This window comes from Terriglobia bacterium (genome assembly GCA_035712365.1).
GTDB lineage: Bacteria > Acidobacteriota > Terriglobia > UBA7540 > UBA7540 > SCRD01.
In genome coordinates, this window is the sequence record DASTAW010000002.1 from 38,531 (window position 1) to 56,493 (window position 17,963).

Below are 17,963 nucleotides of genomic sequence, written 5' to 3' on the forward strand. Positions count from 1 at the left end.
CTGCATCAGCGTGCGATCCTGCTTATGCCCGCGGCTTCAACTCGATGCTGCCTTTTTGAGGAAATAGCGGTGGATGGTTTCGTCGGCAGTCAACTCCGGGTGGAAAGTGGCAGCCAGCAGATTGCCTTGCTCCACCAGAACAGGCAATTCTCCAGTGCGGCCCAGGACTTTAACCTCCTTGCCGACGCGGCGGATGATGGGAGCGCGGATAAAAACCATTTCCACTGGGTGGGCGGAAATTTCCGGGCATTCGCCCTGCTGGACGGAACTGTCCACTTGTCGCCCGTAAGCATTACGCTCAATGGAAATGTCGATCAACCCCAGGCGTTCCTGTTCCGGGTTGAGGACTTCCTTGGCCATCAGGATCGCGCCGGCACACGTGCCGAAGACGGGCTTGTTCTCTTTTGCGAAACTCTGGATGGCGTCGCCGATTTTTCGTTCGGCCAGAAACTTCAGCATGGTGGTGGTCTCGCCGCCGGGCAGGATGAGCGCATCGATATCGGCAAAGTCTTCCACGTGCTTCACCAGTTTCCATGGAACGCCGATCCGGTCCAGCATCCGGGCGTGCATGGCGAAGTCACCCTGGACCGCGAGAATGCCAATCGTTTTCTGTTCCTTGCTTCCCATGGTGTTGGCCCCGGCTTGAGGGCCCGAGGCGAGTACCTCATCCTCCCAGAAGATTCCTGATCACAAATCCAATGTTTTCGGGCCGCTCGGCCAGCCGCCGCATGTACCACGGAAACCAGAACGTTCCGTAGGAGATCAGCACGGTGGATCTCCATCCCTCTCGCGCCAGCCGGAGCTGCTCCGCCCGTTGAATGCCGTACAACATCACAAACTGAAAGTCTGCCGCGGTCAATGTTTCGGCACGCGCCAGTGCTTCCACGCGGTGGATGAGATTGACATCGTGCGTAGCAATTGCCGTGCGAACACCGCCGCTTCTCGCCTGTCTGTTCAGGAGCCTGGCAGCCAGAACAAAGTAGTTTTCGTCCACGTCCGCTTTTCGAGGGAAGGCCACTCTGGCCGGTTCAAGGTATGCGCCCTTCACCAGCCGGACGGCCGGGCCCATCGGCAGCAGTGAAGCCAGGTCGTCGTCGGTCCGATAAAGATACGCCTGGAGGCAGACGCCGACGTTGGAATAGGTCCGCCGAAGCCTGCGGTACAAACCGAGCGTCGCATCCACGTATCTGCTAGATTCCATATCAATCCAGACGATGGAGTCCGAGCCGGCCGCCTGAATGAGCTTCTCAACATTGGCCTGGCAAAGTTCACGGCTGAGATCGAGGCCCAGGTGAGTCAGCTTCACGGAGAGTTCAGACCCGAGGCCGCTCTCTCGCACCCGCTCAAGAGCGCCCAGATAATGCCGGGTGACGGTTTCGGCTTCCCCGGCGGTCGAGACGTTTTCGCCAAGGTGCGTCAGCACTGTGCCCAGACCCTGACTTTCCAGATTGCGCGCGGCGGCCAGAGCGTCTCCAAGTTCTTCGCCCGGCATGAATCGCGCCACGCTGCGGCGGACAAATTTGTACCGGGCCGCACGCTCGCGCAACCAGTTGTTTCGAGAAGCCCACAACAAGGCCCCTCGCATCGTTCCCGGCATGGGTTCAGGCTCTCAGCATGAAAAGTTGCCAGCAGCCAGGCGCCAGGGCATTGCTTTGCGTGGCCGGTGCATAGCTGCGGCGGGACCTGCGGTTACTGGACGAGCCTGGCTTTCAGTTTGATGGTGGTTCCAGCCAGTGCTTTTGATACCGGGCAGCCCTTCTTGGCCGCTTCCGCCAGCTCCTGGAATTTGGCTTCGTCAATCCCGGGAATCTGTGCTTCTGTTTCAAGATCAATGCTGGTAATGGCGAAACCTGCCTCCACTTTGTCGAAGTGAACGGAGGCGGTTGTGTGAACGCTCTTCGGCGTGAACCCGGCCTTGCCGACGGTCGCAGAGAAGGCCATGGAGTAGCACCCCGCATGCGCGGCTGCGATGAGTTCCTCGGGGTTCGTGCCTGCGCCGTTCTCCATCCGTGATTTGAAGGTGAACGGGCCGTCATAGGAGCCCGTGGCCATTTTCATGTGACCGTTCCCCTCAAGAAGTGTTCCGTTCCATTGTGCTTCAGCCTTGCGAACTGGCATGCTTCCTCCCTTTGTATGCTGAATTCAAGATCAATTGGTGCTGCAAAAAGCCCGTGTGGTGGTCATCTCGGTCCGTTACGCCAAATTGCCCACTGAACAACCAGCCGGAGACGAAACTTTAAGCCCGCTGTTCCTGCCGTTGACTCGCAATTACCATCCCATGCGGTCGCGCAGCGCAGTGATGTGCGCAACATGATGGCGTCCGTGCCACGCGTAGAGGCTGAGGTAGCGGTCAAGAGACACGATGCCTTGCTCCGGGTGGTCCATCGTGCGGGCGAAGTCGGCGGCGCTCATCGACTGCAGAAGCGCCACGAAACGCTTATGCACTGAATCAACCAGATTCAGCGATACCACGACCGGCGCCGTCTTGGCGTCGGGCAGTTCCGCCCAGCGCTCCTGTTGATACGGCTTGACTGTGGGTTGGTCTTCGGTCATCGCCAGCTTGAAACGGATGAATGCGTTCATGTGGCTGTCCGCAAGATGGTGTACCACCTGGCGCACCGTCCATCCGCCCTCGCGGTAGGGCGTGTCGAGCTGCTGTTCTGAAAGCCCTGTTACTGCGGACCACAAACTCGCCGGGGCATCTTCGATCTGCTGGATGAATGCCTGCCGGTCGCGATCCGAGATCTTCTCGGGCGGCTGGAATTTGCCAATGGGATATTGAAGGTCTGTCATCGGTTATGCCATTCAGCCGTCAGAATTCTGAATTCCAAACTCAGCATTCAGAACTCAGAACTACTTACCATCCGCGCGTTTGCAGCATCTCTTTCGGGTCCATCTTGGCAACGTCGAGACCGCGCATGGCTTCGCCCAGTTCTTCTGAGCACTCGGCCACGATGGCGGGTTCGTTGTAGTGTGTTGTGGCGCGAACGATGGCTTTGGCGCGCTTGGCCGGATCGGCCGACTTGAAGATCCCTGAGCCCACAAACACGGCTTCAGCGCCCAGTTGCATCACCAGCGAGGCATCAGCCGGAGTGGCAATGCCACCGGCGGAAAAGTTCGGCACCGGCAGTTTACCGTTCTCCGACACCCATTTCACCAGGTCGAGTGGCGCGCCCAGATCCTTTGCCTTCGCCATGAGTTCTTCCTCGCGCAGCGTTGTCAGCAGGCGAATCTCACTGGTAATAGCGCGCATGTGCCGGACCGCTTCCACGATGTTGCCCGAGCCGGCTTCGCCCTTGGTGCGTACCATCGCCGCGCCTTCGCCAATCCTCCTCAGCGCCTCGCCGAGATTGCGAGCGCCGCAAACGAACGGGACTTTGTAGGGCCATTTATGGATGTGATGCTCTTCGTCAGCCGGTGTGAGCACTTCGCTCTCATCGATATAATCAACACCCACAGACTCCAGCACCTGCGCCTCGGCGAAATGGCCGATGCGCGCTTTGGCCATCACCGGAATAGTGACCGCCTTCATGATCTCCTTGATAATCTTGATGGATGCCATGCGGGCCACGCCGCCCTCTTTGCGGATGTCCGCAGGGACGCGCTCCAGCGCCATCACCGAGCACGCGCCGGCATCTTCGGCGATTTTGGCCTGCTCGGCGTTCGTGACGTCCATGATCACGCCGCCTTTCAGCATTTCGGCCAGGCCGATCTTCAATTTCATTTGCTGGTCATACTCCCACATCGCTCCTCCTCACCAGAACGCAGTTCGGTTTGCAAACCGATGGCGGTGCGAGAGCCGCCCAATACTGTGTGCGGGCGCTCTTTTTGTTTCGAGCGCACCCGGCAAATCGCAGGGAATGGGCCCCAGTCACTGTTTATCTTTCAATTGCCGATGAGGCCAGGCCATCAGCGCTCCGCATACTTCATTATTGGCCGAATAGCGTAAATTGGCAATTGGCAGAGAGGTTTCGCCGCCAGAGGACGGCCTTTTTCTTCATGTACTCACAGCGTCAGGGCCAACTGGTCGCCGGCAGTCAGAGTGACGTCCGGCGTAAAGACGAAACTAACATCGTCACCCTCCTGCTGGACCTTGTAAGGTAGCGGTTTGTTGCGGATTTTACCCGTGGACCCACCGCTGGGCGCGTTTTGAGCCCGGATGCTTACTTTCCGGCATGCCAAACTGCCTTCGGCAACAGAAAGGCTGAATCGGGTTCTCCCGCCTCGCGTGTGCAGCGAGAAATTCCCCCACGCCGTCCCTGCTGACCAGAATGAAGAAAAGTTGCCCTGGTTCACCAGCGGCCTGGCGGACACCGCCTTTTCGACTCCGTCATAACGGAATCCGCTAAGGGCCACGAGAGGCGACCAGCTCGACAAGGGCCGGGCATAATGATAGCCGCACTCCGCCTCGTTCCAGGGATTGCGCTTTTCGCCGTCAAAACGCCGCCGGGTGTTCTCCACAATCTGGATGCCCTCATCCACCATTCCAAGGCTGATCATCAAAGCGGCAGCCGCATATTCTGAGCCGCTCCAGACCTCCGCAAAATAGGGAAACGGAACCTGTGGGCGCTCGCCGTGCGGGTACGCGCACATCACGAGCCCTGCCTCGTCGTTCAGAGCATAGGCCCGCTGCACACTGGCGTGGTCACCGAGGTTCTGCTTGTAGTTGTATTTCCAGATTGATCGCAGCGTGTTCTCGGCGTTACTGCGATTCACCAGCAGCCCCAGTCCGGCAATCAGCGCAAAGTACTGGCCCATCAACTGATCGCTCAGGCAGCCTGCGCCCACCTGATAGGTCGGATGCTCCGTGTCTACTGCACCCATGCCGGCCTGCAATCCTTTCGCGATATCAGCTTTGGCGATGGAGCCAACCTTCTGAGCGTAAAATTCCCCGTTAAAGAGATTGGCGTCTACCCATTTGCTGCCCTGGCGAAAGATGCGCTGGTATTCCGCGGCGGAAGTGTCGCCCATCGCGCGCGCCATCTCTTCTCCGGCGCGCAGCGCCGCCAGATACCACATTCCGCAGAACGGGTTGGGGCCGATAAATTCAATGTCGTAGGTGTTATGCTGCACACCTTCCATTACGCCGTCGCGGTTGGAGTCCCATCCGCCTTTGATCCAAGCGAATTCCAACGCGCGCTTCACTCCGGGCCACTGGCGTCGCAGCCATTCCGTGTCGCCGGAGAGCCGCCAGTCGAGGTATGCCTTCACCACGCAGGCCATCTGCCCGTCAGCGGCTGCGGTGCCGAAATGCTCAATGCCAAAAGGAAGCAGTTCGCGGAAGTCCATCAGGCCCTGGGCATCGGTGGAATAGCCGAATTGCTGTTCGCGCAACGAACGGGACAGGGCGGGGAAGACGTGCGCCGTGGCGAGCTCATAGGCGTAGACGTGTGTACAACTGCCGAAGCAGCATCCCGCGTCGTCCACGCAGCCTTCAAATCCGTGGAACGCGCCATCGCTGGTCCGGAAAGCGGTCGGTGTTGTCAGAGTGGACAGATTGGCCAACGCCGCATCTTTCACCGCCCCTGGCAGCGTCGTGTTCCGAACCGCGTCAAGAAATTTGTGCATTCGTTCTTCAAGGCGGCCAAGATTCGCGGCCGCGTATTCTGCCACCGCCCAGGCATCTTTAAACCGGGTGCAGTAGTAATTCCCGATGAGGTCATTTTCATGGCCTTTGGGCGCCGACCAGCCGCAGCGTTTGGGGGTGCGGTTGGGGAAATGCCAGGTGAGCAGGAAAGTAAATTCCGCGCTTGCGTTCGCGGAAACGTCTTTTTCCATGCACAGCGCTCCCACCGGGCCTGGAGATGCCGTCTGGGGGCCGAGCCGGCCATCGTCTGTAAAGTCGTCCCAGAAGTGCAGCGGGCTACCCCACCAGCGAGCGCTGGGCCAGCCGCGGAGATAGCTGAGACTTTCCGAGTCTCGGTTCAACACCGAGAGTGCAAACGTTCCGGCTTGCGAGTTCGAGGCGCCGAGGAACGGGTTCTTCATCAGCAGACCCTTGACGCCGCTGCCTTCACGATAATCGTTCTGCCTACCGTGGCCGAAGCTCGCCTGGCCGCTGCCGTCGCGCTCCATGCCGACTGGATTTTCAATCGACCAGGCGATCGAGACCTTTGCGTCTGACGCGCCCGGATTCGTCACCCGGTAGCGCAGCACCGCCAGCGGCAGGCCGGATTCGTCCGCGTCCAGAGGAATGAAAGGCGTAAAGGCTTCGAGCTCGACCCGCACCGGCAAATCCGCATCCTCAAAGTTGATTCGGGCCATCGGGTACTCGCCCGTAAAAGTGCAGGTATCAAGGCGGGGCAGGCCAGGTACGTTTTCTGAACCAAGGTCGCTGGGGCCGCGCGAATACGGCGGCATGATGCGCGCTTCGAGAACCCTGGCAACAGGCTTCTTGCCGGCCGCCGCAACGCGAATGGCCGGGAAAGCGTAGTCCGGCGAGCGGCCCTTGTCCGGGCGGTTGAATATCCACCACTCCTCCAGTTGCCCGCGTCCGCCGAGCTTGATGCATCCCGCCGCGACTCCGCCCAGCGGAAACCCGATCATCTCTCGCTGGCGCCCGCGATAGATGCGTGGGTAGCGGATGGCCTCGCCGTTGGATTCTTCCAGCGGAACGACCGGTGGCGCGGCTGATCCCGAGGACGCTGCTGAATTTGCTGGAAGGGCAAGCGTGCTAACTCCCAGCGTCATGGTCTTCAGAAACTTGCGGCGTCCTTTTCCGTTTCTCTGTTTTCTGGGTGACCTCGGCATGGTCTGTGCGCCCTCCTTTTCGGGAGAAAATCATACCTGCGCCGGGCGCCGGATGCAAAACCGCGCCTATAAATCCTGGAGGAAGGGATTCAATTCGCGTTCGCGACCGATGGTGGTGCTGAGGCCGTGGCCGGGGAAGACGGGAGTTTCGTCCGGGAACGGCAGAAGCTTTTCTTGGATGGAGCGAATGAGTTGCTGATGGGAGCCGCCCCACAGGTCCGAGCGCCCGACGCTGCCCTGGAACAGCGTGTCGCCGGCAAACAGGCGCGCGGTTTCGCCCGGAAGGTGCAGCGAAAGACTTCCCGGTGAATGGCCTGGCGTGTGGAGAACTTCAACCGAGAGCGAGCCCCAGCGCAGGCGGTCGCCTTCCTTGAGAAACTGATCAACCTCCACCATGCCTGGCGCCGCCACGCCCAGCCAGGCGGCCTGAGCGGCCAGGTTTTGATAGAGCGGCAGGTCGGCTTCATGCATCAGCACGGGAGCGCCCGTGCTTTCGTGCAATTTCTTCAGCCCGCCCACGTGGTCAATGTGCGCGTGCGTGGCGATGATGTATCGCACCTTCAGATCGTGCCGCGTGAGGACCTTCTGCACGCGCTCGATCTCGTCGCCGGGATCGATGATGATGGCTTCTTTGGTCGCATCGTCAGCCACCACTGAACAGTTGCACTCCAGCATGCCAACCGGAAGAATTTCATGGAACATGGTCAACACCATTCTAGCAGCTTGGCGAGGGGCCGCTCGGGGATTGTGGGTGCCAATCGGTTCTGGCAGATAGGCGACGACATGTCGCCGGATTGAATGCCTGGTAGCCAGGCGACGGCAACACCCGGCGCACGAGTTGCACAGTCGAAGCTAGTTGGATGTAGCCGCAGGAATAAAGCTTGCAGACGTCCGCCGACCCTTCAGGGACAAGACCGCGCCGCTTACGGCCGGCCAGGCTCGGCCAAGGCTCTATCGATCAGTTTTTCTACCTTGCCCGACATTGAATCGTCCCAGCCTATCCAGTGATACGCAATATATCCATTCTTGTCAATCAGGAAGAAATTAGGGACGCCGTGGGCTTCGAACAGACGCGCCATTGTCAAATTGCTGTCCAGGTACTGCGGCCATCCATGTGATGCTCTTCGATGTAGTTGCGCCAGGCGTCCGAGTCCTTGCCGCCACAGATACCGATTATGGTGAAAGAGGCGTTGGCATACTCACTGGCAAGATCGTTCATGTGCGGCATGGCAGCCCGGCAGTAGGGGCACCACGTTGCCCAAAAGAACAGCAAAACGACATTACCCTTCAAATAATCCGGAGTGTAAGTCTGGCCATCATTGGCCATAATCGAAAAATCGGGAGCTTTTGGCGCAGTGTCTGCCCGGGAAGCAGCCACCACGGGGCGCGGGCCAGCGGCAACAAAAACTGCAAAGGCAGCGAGTAAGGCCAAAATGTTCAATCGGCCAATATGCGCGCTCCGGCCCTTGGAGGGACGTACTGATTCAAGCTCGCTCGCTGGATAACTCCGGCCCTTGTTCTTACGCGAAGCTTTCGATAGTTCCTCGCTGGCACTGTTCATGGTCTACTCCTTTAGGGAACGAGAGAAAACACGTTTCGAATAACAGATGCCTCGCCGGTAGTGAGGACATACCTGTCGGTCTCATTCAACATCAACCTTCTTGCGTCATTGCCTCCGGAGGCAGGCTGTAGGCACGCGCATGCTAACGTGGAGGATATTACAGGGTCAATGGAACGAAAGTTCCACGCGGGTGGAGCCCATGCTTGCCTTGTACAGTCTGATGCGATCTTGCGAAGCGAAAGGCTTCCTCAGGATTTGTACCTGCCCTCGTTGTGACTGTCGAGGCGCAACCACCCAAGCCGTTCTCGCGCCGCTCGGTCTGACCCCACTCAGCCTTGCCGACCGCCGAAAGGCTCGGAATATCAATGTCATTGCCGACCATCCAGGAGTTCTAGAACTTCCGTTCGTTGACTGGAGTTCTAAGTAGCTCTATGGTAACCGCGTCAAAGGCTGGTTCGGGGACGACCAGCCGGCGATGGTGCCTTGGAAGCAAGGCATCCACAGAACGACCATAATGAACCGCAAGTTCTACACAGTCCTCATCACACCTGGAGCACACGGCAAGATCCACAAACTACAGCTTCCGCTTTATGTCGTCCCTTTGGTCGCTGCTCTCAGCATCTTTGGGCTTCTCATGGTGGTTGGACTGGCAACCAGCTACGCTTGGATGCTCGTCAAAGTTGAGAAATACAATACGGTACGCAACGAGCGTGAGGTCCTGAAGAAGCAATACCAGAGCCTTGAGGACAGGGTCAGTCGCGCCAATGCCAAGCTGAACTCTTTGCAATCACTCGCGGCGGAAGTTGCCGTGACGTACGGCTCCGGCAACCGCCGTAGATTACGAGTCACTCCTGCCCTCTTGACTTTTGCCAGCCTGAGCAACTCCACCGTTGACACTGGCTACCGCACGTCGTCCAATGCAATCAAAACGGTCAGCTACGGCACAGGCCATGGCCTGCTGGGTCGAAGCCTGTTTCCCAACATGGCGGAGGTCGGTGCGGCGATTCCTGCCGTCTGGCCGGTACGCGGGTACATTACCGGGAGATTTGGGAAGCGTTTGGACCCCATCAGCGGAGAGGGCGCATTCCATCCAGGCGTGGATATCGGCGCTCGATACGGTACGGACGTTAAAGCAACCGGTGACGGCATGGTGATCGAAGCCCAACGCGACGCCGGTTACGGACGGAGTATTTTGCTTGACCACGGCAACGGAATCACCACCCGCTATGCTCACATGAGCAGGCTATTTGTGGTTGTGGGAGAAGAAGTCAAGCGGGGAGAAGTGATCGGGGCCGTCGGCATGAGCGGTCGGACCACCGGCCCGCACCTGCATTACGAAGTCCGGTTTCACGGGGCCCCCGTGAATCCTTCCAGGTTCCTTCCAGCCAGGCTCCTCGCTTTTCGTTGACCACCCAAAGCGCGAACTCTGCGGTTCAAATTTATGCGCTGCCCGCCGTGGCGCGTGCAGGCAATATGCCCAGCCATCCCGCTCGCCGCCGCAAGGATAAAAATGTGATCGCTTCCACCCAAGGGTTGTATACTTTCGGTCGTTGGAGGGATAAAAGGTCAAATCCGGTTCATACCTGGTTCCCAGACACTACATGGGCGCCATCAGCGTAAAATGAAGGTCATTAATGGTAGACCAGTCTTCAGCACGGATCGTTAGAGGCCCCGAAAGGTCTACCATACATTGCCCCCGGAGTACGCTTACCACGCGAGGAAGACTTGCGAACCTGCAACTGGCCATCGTTCTTTGTTGCCTTGCGTCCGCTGCTCTTCACGCGCAAAGCGACCAGGTCCTGACGCAAGTGCTGGTCACGCCTCCCCCTTCTCTGGCAGTGGGCAGACTTACGCCATCCGACATCGAAATTCAGCAGGGCAAACACAACACTGAGCAGGTCACCGCGCTGGTCCGGGAGGCCCCACCGCTTGAAGTAGGTATTCTGTTAGACGAGAGCGGCTCAGCCCGCCACTCGGCTCTCGAACCTTTTCTTGCGGCCAGTGCACTGGCTTGGACAACGGCGGCGTTGAGAAGGTGCGGGGGCAACGCATTCCTACTGGCATTTAACGATCAGGTCATCGTCTCGACGGGATTCACCGACGATGTTTCTCAGCTCAAGCAGACGCTGAAGCAATTGCGGCCGGTCGGAGGTTCGGCAGTCTGGGACGCTCTGATCAGCGCGGCCGAGAAATTCGATTCGCTCAGCCCCATCGGAAGCTCAGCCGCCAGGGTGGTAGTTCTAATCACGGACGGATCTGACAACGCCTCGCGCGCGAACGAACGAGAATGCTTGAAATACTTGCAGATGAGTGGAGTTCGTGTTTATGTCGTTGCTTTCTCATCCCGGGCAGCGCCGGCGGGCAGGAAATTGCTAGGCGATGTGCCTGACCAGACGGGAGGCAAGGCGTTCTTTCCGGGCGGAGAATCAGAGGTGGACGCTGTGTTCACGGAGTTGGACCAGGACCTTTCAAGCAGTTTTCTGGTCGGTTTTGCCCCTCAGGGCAAGGATGGCAGGATGCATCCCTTGAGGATTTCGCTGAAGAACAGCCCGAATGTTGCCCTGCGCAGTCAGTCTGGATACTTTGCTCCTCTCGAACCCAGCCGAATTTCCTCCATCGACTCAACCAGTGATTGACAAGAGTGGCAGACCGGGGAGGCGGCGGAGTCAAGAAGAAGGGGTGCAACCCGCCAAGATCCTCATTTCCGTGGGGCAGGTGCACTTTCAGAGACCCTCTATCTCCTATCAATTACTAATTCTCCACCACGCGCCTCCGAAGGGTGGCGGTTTCAAAAGCCTCTGCCTCCTATCACGATCGTCCGTTGACTTGTCTTGTCCGCCTTTTTATACTCAACTGCGAAGGCAGCGAGGGGAGGGAGGCGCAATGGCGGCACTCAGCAAAAATGAAATCCAGGAAAAACTCAGAGACATACGAGGCTGGTCGCACGTGGGGAAGTCGATCCAGAAGCGGTACTCGCTTAAATCGTTCGTGCCCGCAATCGGCCTGGTGAACAAGATCGCCGAGGTGGCGGAAAAAGCGGGGCATCACCCCGACATCACCATCAACTACAACGTGGTGAGCATCTCGCTTTCCACGCATAGCGAAGGAGGCGTTACGCAGAAAGATTTCGATCTCGCGCGGCAGATCGACGAGCTGGCGGAAACCGGCGCATAGGGCGCGCCGTTGCCTCGACTGCAAGGCCGGGAGCGGCCCATCCCGCCGAGGCCGGACCGGGACACCCAGGCATCCTGATCCCTTCTTTTGATTGGTTCTGACGCTCCAGCAAGTGACGGCGGGCGCTCGGTGTGCAAGCGGAAACAGAGTTGTTCACGAAGGAAAGATGATTGGCCACGTTCGTACAATGGGTCCACCTAAGCTCAGCAGTAATCGGCGTGGGAGGAATCGCTTTCATGCTGTTCGTTCTTTTTCCGTCTGCCGGCACCCTGAATAGCGAGCAGCAGGCCGGACTCCAGAAAGCCGTGTTGGGAAGATTTAACTGGGTGTGGTGGTCGGTGATCTTCCTGCTGCTGGCTTCAGGACTCTACAACGTCAAGCTGGTGTGGCTGGCGCCGCAGGGGACGTACTGGAAGTTTCTCACCATAAAAATTGCTCTTTCACTCGTCGTCTTTATCGTCGTTCTATTCCTCACCATCCCGCTCAGTATCTTTAACTGGTTCCGTAAACACAGCAGCATCTGGCTTTCCATTGCCTTGGTCCTCGCCCTGATGGTCATCCTGCTTTCCGCCTACCTGCGGCGTGGATAATTGTGGAACAGGGGCAGTTATCATGCTGATCCCGCAAAGCGGGAGAAGCATCTGCTGTTGGTTCCCCTTCGCGCCTTTGCGTGAGATGCTTTTGCTCTTTTCGGGCGCTTCACGGCCGCAGCAGGATTTTTCCAAAAAAGTCGCGACCCTCCATTTTCCGCTGCGCTTGGCGGACTTCTGCCAGCGGAAAGACGGAATCGATCACGGGCTTCAGCTTGCGCTGGCCGATCAGCTTGAGAACGTCCATCAATTCCCCTTTGCCGCCCATGTAGGAGCCCAGGATGCTCCGCTGCCGCCCGAACAGTGCCTGGATGTTCAGCTTGACTTCAGGGCCGGTGGTCGCGCCGCAAGTGACGAGGCGCCCATAGGTGGCCAGTGAGTTGAAGCAGCCCTCCCACACGGCATGGCCCACGTGCTCCACAATCACGTCCACGCCGCGCTTGCCGGTCAGCCGCGCCACTTCTTCGGCAACGGACTGCTGCGTGTGATTGATGCCTTCGTCGGCGCCAAGCTCGCGCGCTTTGGTAAGCTTTTCGTCGCTGCCCGCTGTAGCGATCACGCGGCATCCCACAAGCTTTGCCACCTGGATAGCAGCGATGCCCACTCCCGATCCCGCTCCGACCACCAGGACGTCTTCGCCAGGCCGCAGCACGGCCCGGCTGATGAGCATGTGCCAGGCCGTCAGAAAAACCAGCGGTACGGAAGCGGCTTCTTCAAAATTCAGATCGCCGGGAATTGGAACCACGTTCATCGCTGGCGACTTCACATATTCGGCATAGCCGCCGTCCGCCATCACGCCGAAAATAGTGAAGCTGCGGCAGGCGCTGTCCAGGCCTTTCCAGCAGGTCTCGCACTGCCCGCAACTAATCCCCGGAGCCAGCAGGACCCGGTCGCCCGGCTTTGCATTCGTCACTAGCGCGCCAACCTGCGCCACCTCGCCAGAGATGTCGCTGCCTACAATGTGCGGCATGGGCAATTTCCAGACGCGCACGCCGCTGCGCATCCAGAGGTCAAGATGGTTCAGCGCGCAGGCTTTCACCTTCACCAGGACCTCCGTCGGCTGGATTACCGGATCAGGCGCGTCTTCATATTTCAAAACTTCCAGGCCGCCGTGCTCATGGAATCGGACTGCTTTCATGGTTTGCCTCCGGCTCGCGGGGTCACTGGTATGGTATCAGAACGTGCCCAGATAGCGGCTGCGTCTGAACTCACGTTCTCCACACGAGAAAAAGCATTCTCTCGCAAAGACGCAAAGCCGCTAAGGCTCGAAAGGCTGGGAATGCGCATTTTGCCTGCAAGCTTTGCGCCTTCGCGCCTTTGCGTGATGAGCCTTTGCTTCTGGAATGGGTCCATGCGTGGAGGCGCCCGCATTGACATTGCCCGTCACGGAGTTTAACCTGAAAATAATTTTATGGGCGACGTGTTCAATGAAATTGTCAAGCTGCGGAAAGAAGGCCGCAAGGGAGCACTTGCCACCATCATTCAGGTGCAGGGATCGATTCCCAGCTACGAATGTTCAAAAATCCTGATTCGCGACGACGGCTCGATTGTGGGCACGGTCGGCGGCGGCTGCGTTGAGGCTGAGGTGTGGTCCGTTGCCCAGGACGTGATGCGGGAAGAAAAACCGCGCCGCCTGCACTTCAACCTGAATGCCAATCCGGAATTTGACACGGGCTTGGTCTGCGGCGGCTCGCTCGATATCTTCGTTGAGCCGATTTTAGCCACGCCCACGCTCTATCTTTTCGGCGGTGGCCACGTTTCGCTCAGCGTATCGAAAGTGGCTGCACTGGCTGGATTTGACATCGTGGTCTGCGATGACCGCGAAGCGTTCGCCAACCAGGAGCGCTTTCCCTCCGCCGTCGCCACTCACGCCGGGCCGTGGGAAGAAATTTTCCCTCAGATCTCGCCCAACGGCCTCTCTTATGTCGTGATCGCCACTCGCGGCCACAAGGGCGATCTTGACTGTCTGCGCTGGGCCGTCTCGACGCAGGCGCGCTACATCGGCATGGTGGGCAGCAAGCGGAAGCTGGCCGAGTTCTTCAAAATTCTCGGCAGCGAGGGCGTTGCCGCCGAGCGCCTCGAGCAGGTGCACTCGCCCGTGGGCCTTGATATCGGCGCCCTCACGCCCGAAGAGATTGCCGTCTCCATCGTGGCGGAAATGATTGCTGTGCGCAGAAACGTGTCTCCTTCCGCCGCTTCGCTCACCTGGAAGCCCAGGGTGCAGCACACCTCATGAGCGTTCCGCCGGGACCCCACTCGGAAGCTCCCTCATCGCGGGCTATCGCAGGCATTGTGCTCGCCGCAGGCGAATCTTCGCGCATGGGCGCTGATAAAGCGCTGCTGATGTATCGCGGCCGGACGTTTCTTGAAAATCTTATCTCGGCGCTGAAGGACGCCAGCATAAGCCGTGTCATCGTGGTTCTGGGCCACCACGCGGAACAAATCCAACAGCGTACGGATCTTGCGGCGGTTGAAGTGGTCCTCAACCATGATTATCGCCGCGGTCAAACCTCATCGCTGCAGGCGGGGTTGCTCGCGCTGGCAGGAAACGAGCCGGAAGGCGTGGTCCTTTGCCTCATAGATCATCCAGTAGCATCACCGGATACGATAAGGAAGCTAATCCATAGCTTTAAGTCTACCCGCAGATCCATTGTCATTCCGCAGATCAATGGCACGCATGGCCATCCGGTGCTGTTGGGCAGGGAATTGTTCAGCCAGGTGCTGGCTCTTGGGCCCGATGAGGGCGCCGACACGGTCATCCACCAGAACCGCGACCAGACGATGTTCGTGGAAGTCGCGGACCCTGGCATCCTTATCGACGTGGACGACCCAGAAAGCTACCGCAAGTTGGCTACGCAAGAGTAGGGGATGGGCTCGGGCCGTCCGGAAGCGGCCAAGAGCGCAGATGGAACGCAGAAGTTTTCTCCGCCACTTCGCCCTTTCCGTTGCATTTCAGAGAACACCATCCCACGCATGCCTCTGGCGTAACCCTAAGTCGCCGAGGCTTCGTGCCTAGCGCAACCGGTCCATGTCTCGAATCATTAATCGGATCGCCTGAATGAAGCCGGCGATCACGCCGATTGCCACGCACGCCCAGAACACGGCGACATTGTAAGGAATCAGGTATTGGTGAGATTGCCAATCGATCGTAAAGACAGATGAGGCGGGCACCATACCCTGCAGGATATAGCCCGCACCAGAAAGGCTGGCAACGATCAATAAGGCGATCGAAATTGCGCGCATGTGCTAACCTGGCGCCCCGTTGACGCAATTATAACCTATCGCGCAAGCCGAAAGAAGTCTTACCGCCGGTCTGAGGCAAACTCGCGGACCAATCGCCTTGGGGCAAGTTTGCAGGGTACGGAGCGTACAGGCTTGATCGAACCACGGAACTTATTGAAAATGAGCGGAAACCAAGCCGACAGCAGGAGCATATCCATTCCCAGACCCAACGCCAGCTCGACTGGCCTAATGGCCGGACTGGGGGCTGAGCGACATTCAAGCTTGCACCGGCCCAGGCCAGCAGGGCTACTCCTTGGACACTCGCCAGACCACGTTGCCGACATCGTCAGAAACCAACAGCGAGCCATCCCTGGCCACGGCAACGCCGACGGGGCGTCCTTCCACGGCCTTCTGGTGCGGGTTGGGATCGAAGCCGGTCAGGAAGTTCTCCGGGTTAGCAGTAGGCTCGCCGTTCTTGAAAGGAACGAATATTACCTCGTATCCCGAATGGACGCTGCGGTTCCAGGAGCCGTGTAAGGCAATGAAAGCTCCGTGTTGGTAGCTTTCAGGAAACTGCTTGCCCATATAGAAATTAGATTCCAGCGGCGCCGTGTGCGGACCCACGAGAACGTCGGGAACAATGGCTTTGGCCACCAGATCAGGCCGCTGCTTTTTCACGCGCGGATCGAGGTTTTTGCCGATGTAGCTGTAGGGCCATCCCAGAAATCCGCCATCAGGCACGTGAGTAAAGTAGTCGGGCGGCAGGTTGTCGCCCAGCATGTCGCGCTCGTTGACGTCGGCCCAAAGCACGCCGTTATCGGGATTCACGGCCAGGCCCACGGCGTTGCGGAGGCCGCTGGCGTAGATTCTTGCGTTTTTGCCATCGGGATCAGCCACCTGGATGGCGGCACGGCGAGGATCAGACTCAACGCAAACATTGCAGTCGGAGCCGGCGGAAACAAACATCTCTTTGCCGTCGCGGCTGAAGACGACGGTGCGGGTTGAGTGCATGCCGCCGCTCGGCAGGCCCAGGATACGCTCGCTGCCGCCGGTGGGTTTCGAGGTCTCCGGGTCGTAGGGAAAGCGGATGACTTCATCGGTGTCTGCAATGTAGACGTAGTTGCCATGGAAAGCAATGCCGAAGGGTTCATTCAAGTGATTGGCGAACCTAAACCGGCCGTCGGATGCCTTTCCGTTGCCCGGATCGTGCAAGACGTAAACCGTGTTGCCGCTCGTATCCGCGAGAAAGACGTCACCGTTGGGCGCCACCGCCAGATAGCGCGGCTCTTTGAACCCTTTGGCGAACAGGGAAACATGGAAGCCTGGCGGCGCTTTGGGTGTGAAGCCGGGCGAGGTATTGCCAGTCGGCGGATTAGCCACGGTAGGCCCGCTAAACGGCTTGGGCAGCGTCGGCTCCTGGCCATGGGTCACGCCCCTGACCTGTGCAAAGCCCACAGAGCCACCCAACAAGACGAGAAACAGCAGGTTGATGATCTTCATTCGCTCTCCTTAGCAGGTCACGGTTCAAAAAAAGCTTCAACTTCTATTCTGCCACTTCATAAGACCAGCTTGTCGAGCGCCTCGCGCAGCGCGGTGATCGCCAGCATGCTGGCGTGGCGCGAGGCCGCAGGAAGGCCGCCCAGGCCCGTTTCGATATGTTCGGCGTTGATGGCCGCAATGTCCGGGAGGGGCATTCCTTTGATGGCCTCGGTAAGCCAGGAGCCACAGGCCACCGCCGGAACGCAGCCTTGGACCTTAAATCTCGCCTCGAACACTATTCCATCACGAACCAGAATCCACAGCTTCATGGCGTCGCCGCAGACGGGATTCGCGGCCGTGACCACGGCAGTTGGCTTGTCAATCTCGCCCACGTTGCGTGGATTCTGGAAATGGTCAAGGACCTGGCGCGAATACATCAGGCTCCTGGTACAACAAATAATTTGAGCAATATGACCATGACCACGCCCGTGCCCACCGTCAGCGCGATCCGGATGTCCGGCTTCTTATTTACCTCGGGAATCAGGTCAGAGGCCGCTACGTAAAGCGTTGCCCCTGCGGAAAGCGCCAGCCCAAGAGCTGCCCAGCGGTACGCAAAGCCCATGGCCAGAACGCCCAGAATTCTTGAGATGCCGAGAGCCCCCGCCGCTTTCATGCCCGAACCGCGGCCCTTGCCCGCCGTCACCATCACCGAGGCAATCGTAAAACCTTCGGGTATGTTGTGCAGGATGGTGGCGCCGAAAATCACCATTCCCAGCCAGGTTGAAACCATGAAGCCGGAAGCAATGGCGACGCCGTCGAGAAAAGTGTGGACCAGCAGGCCGCCCAGCGCCGTGTATGCCACGCGGCTGTGGACAAACTCTTCGGGATGGGTTTCCTCGCCAAAATGGAAATGGCCGGGCCACACGTGCTCGAAGATATGAACAACCAGATAGCCTGCCAGGATCAGGACAGGTCCTTCCACCGGCGCCAGGCGCAGGCTTTCCGGAATCATCTCCATCATGGCAGTGGCCAGCATAAAACCGGAGCCCAGGGCAAGGAAGTATGCCAGAAAAGACCGGCTCCACGCTCTGGCGGATACGATGGAAGCGCCAAACAGATTGGCGAGCCCGGCGGCCACCGCGAGGACAAGGCTGATCTCAATGGCAAGTAGCATGGCAGTTGGTTGA

Annotated in this window: 20 protein-coding genes; 6 read left to right on the forward strand and 14 right to left on the reverse strand. The window is 58.8% G+C overall.

Annotation, left to right across the window (positions count from 1 at the left end; translation table 11 throughout):
* Window positions 1–36: 36 nt before the first annotated feature.
* The 9 genes from pdxT to VFQ24_00565 form a co-directional block, all read right to left on the reverse strand.
* A complete protein-coding gene (gene pdxT, locus VFQ24_00525; GenBank protein ID HET9176824.1) occupies window positions 37–627 on the reverse strand; it encodes a pyridoxal 5'-phosphate synthase glutaminase subunit PdxT in 591 nt (196 codons plus the stop codon).
* A gap of 37 nt (window positions 628–664) precedes the next feature.
* Complete coding sequence (locus VFQ24_00530) at window positions 665–1,597, reverse strand: proline dehydrogenase family protein (protein HET9176825.1); 933 nt, start codon at window positions 1,595–1,597, stop codon at window positions 665–667.
* A 92-nt stretch (window positions 1,598–1,689) separates the two neighbouring features.
* Window positions 1,690–2,118 carry an OsmC family protein gene (locus VFQ24_00535; GenBank protein ID HET9176826.1) on the reverse strand — a complete coding sequence of 143 codons (429 nt, stop codon included), beginning with the start codon at window positions 2,116–2,118 and terminating at the stop codon, window positions 1,690–1,692.
* Between the two features lie 150 nt (window positions 2,119–2,268).
* Window positions 2,269–2,793 (reverse strand): bacillithiol transferase BstA, encoded by a 525-nt coding sequence (gene bstA / locus VFQ24_00540; GenBank protein HET9176827.1) that lies wholly within the window; start codon window positions 2,791–2,793, stop codon window positions 2,269–2,271.
* A gap of 64 nt (window positions 2,794–2,857) precedes the next feature.
* Window positions 2,858–3,724, reverse strand: coding sequence for a pyridoxal 5'-phosphate synthase lyase subunit PdxS (gene pdxS, locus VFQ24_00545; GenBank protein HET9176828.1), 867 nt, complete (start codon window positions 3,722–3,724; stop codon window positions 2,858–2,860).
* 281 nt (window positions 3,725–4,005) lie between these two features.
* The gene (locus VFQ24_00550) at window positions 4,006–6,750 is read right to left on the reverse strand and encodes a GH116 family glycosyl-hydrolase (GenBank protein ID HET9176829.1); all 2,745 of its coding nucleotides are present in this window, start codon (window positions 6,748–6,750) and stop codon (window positions 4,006–4,008) included.
* Window positions 6,751–6,816: 66 nt separating this feature from the next.
* Entirely contained in the window at window positions 6,817–7,452 is a 636-nt protein-coding gene (locus tag VFQ24_00555) for an MBL fold metallo-hydrolase (GenBank protein ID HET9176830.1), read from the reverse strand.
* Between the two features lie 221 nt (window positions 7,453–7,673).
* Entirely contained in the window at window positions 7,674–7,829 is a 156-nt protein-coding gene (locus VFQ24_00560; GenBank protein ID HET9176831.1) for a hypothetical protein, read from the reverse strand.
* A gap of 2 nt (window positions 7,830–7,831) precedes the next feature.
* Window positions 7,832–8,311, reverse strand: coding sequence for a TlpA disulfide reductase family protein (locus tag VFQ24_00565; protein ID HET9176832.1), 480 nt, complete (start codon window positions 8,309–8,311; stop codon window positions 7,832–7,834).
* 514 nt (window positions 8,312–8,825) lie between these two features.
* Here VFQ24_00565 and VFQ24_00570 point away from each other — a divergent pair.
* The 4 genes from VFQ24_00570 to VFQ24_00585 all read left to right on the forward strand — a co-directional run bounded on the left by VFQ24_00570 (window position 8,826) and on the right by VFQ24_00585 (window position 12,075).
* Window positions 8,826–9,719, forward strand: coding sequence for a M23 family metallopeptidase (locus VFQ24_00570; protein HET9176833.1), 894 nt, complete (start codon window positions 8,826–8,828; stop codon window positions 9,717–9,719).
* A gap of 226 nt (window positions 9,720–9,945) precedes the next feature.
* Window positions 9,946–10,947, forward strand: a complete 1,002-nt coding sequence (locus VFQ24_00575) for a VWA domain-containing protein (GenBank protein ID HET9176834.1) — start codon at window positions 9,946–9,948, stop codon at window positions 10,945–10,947.
* Between the two features lie 247 nt (window positions 10,948–11,194).
* Window positions 11,195–11,485, forward strand: coding sequence for a 4a-hydroxytetrahydrobiopterin dehydratase (locus tag VFQ24_00580; GenBank protein HET9176835.1), 291 nt, complete (start codon window positions 11,195–11,197; stop codon window positions 11,483–11,485).
* Window positions 11,486–11,721: 236 nt separating this feature from the next.
* On the forward strand, window positions 11,722–12,075 hold the full coding sequence (locus VFQ24_00585) for a hypothetical protein (protein HET9176836.1): 354 nt from the start codon (window positions 11,722–11,724) through the stop codon (window positions 12,073–12,075).
* A 109-nt stretch (window positions 12,076–12,184) separates the two neighbouring features.
* Here the strand turns inward: VFQ24_00585 and VFQ24_00590 are convergent, their stop codons facing one another.
* Entirely contained in the window at window positions 12,185–13,213 is a 1,029-nt protein-coding gene (locus tag VFQ24_00590; GenBank protein ID HET9176837.1) for a zinc-binding dehydrogenase, read from the reverse strand.
* Window positions 13,214–13,486: 273 nt separating this feature from the next.
* Here VFQ24_00590 and VFQ24_00595 point away from each other — a divergent pair, with 273 nt between their 5' ends.
* Both VFQ24_00595 and VFQ24_00600 read left to right on the forward strand, forming a co-directional pair.
* Window positions 13,487–14,311 carry an XdhC/CoxI family protein gene (locus VFQ24_00595; GenBank protein HET9176838.1) on the forward strand — a complete coding sequence of 275 codons (825 nt, stop codon included), beginning with the start codon at window positions 13,487–13,489 and terminating at the stop codon, window positions 14,309–14,311.
* Window positions 14,308–14,940, forward strand: coding sequence for a nucleotidyltransferase family protein (locus VFQ24_00600; protein ID HET9176839.1), 633 nt, complete (start codon window positions 14,308–14,310; stop codon window positions 14,938–14,940). Before VFQ24_00595 ends, VFQ24_00600 begins: the two co-directional genes overlap by 4 nt.
* Window positions 14,941–15,087: 147 nt before the next feature.
* On the opposite strand, the gene VFQ24_00605 is transcribed toward VFQ24_00600, so the two are convergent.
* From VFQ24_00605 to VFQ24_00620, 4 genes are all read right to left on the reverse strand, one after another.
* Window positions 15,088–15,318 (reverse strand): hypothetical protein, encoded by a 231-nt coding sequence (locus VFQ24_00605; GenBank protein ID HET9176840.1) that lies wholly within the window; start codon window positions 15,316–15,318, stop codon window positions 15,088–15,090.
* Window positions 15,319–15,603: 285 nt separating this feature from the next.
* Window positions 15,604–16,797, reverse strand: a complete 1,194-nt coding sequence (locus VFQ24_00610) for a sorbosone dehydrogenase family protein (GenBank protein ID HET9176841.1) — start codon at window positions 16,795–16,797, stop codon at window positions 15,604–15,606.
* Between the two features lie 56 nt (window positions 16,798–16,853).
* The gene (locus tag VFQ24_00615) at window positions 16,854–17,213 is read right to left on the reverse strand and encodes an iron-sulfur cluster assembly scaffold protein (protein HET9176842.1); all 360 of its coding nucleotides are present in this window, start codon (window positions 17,211–17,213) and stop codon (window positions 16,854–16,856) included.
* On the reverse strand, window positions 17,213–17,950 hold the full coding sequence (locus tag VFQ24_00620; protein HET9176843.1) for a ZIP family metal transporter: 738 nt from the start codon (window positions 17,948–17,950) through the stop codon (window positions 17,213–17,215). The genes VFQ24_00615 and VFQ24_00620 overlap by 1 nt, the downstream gene beginning before the upstream one ends.
* Window positions 17,951–17,963: the final 13 nt, after the last annotated feature.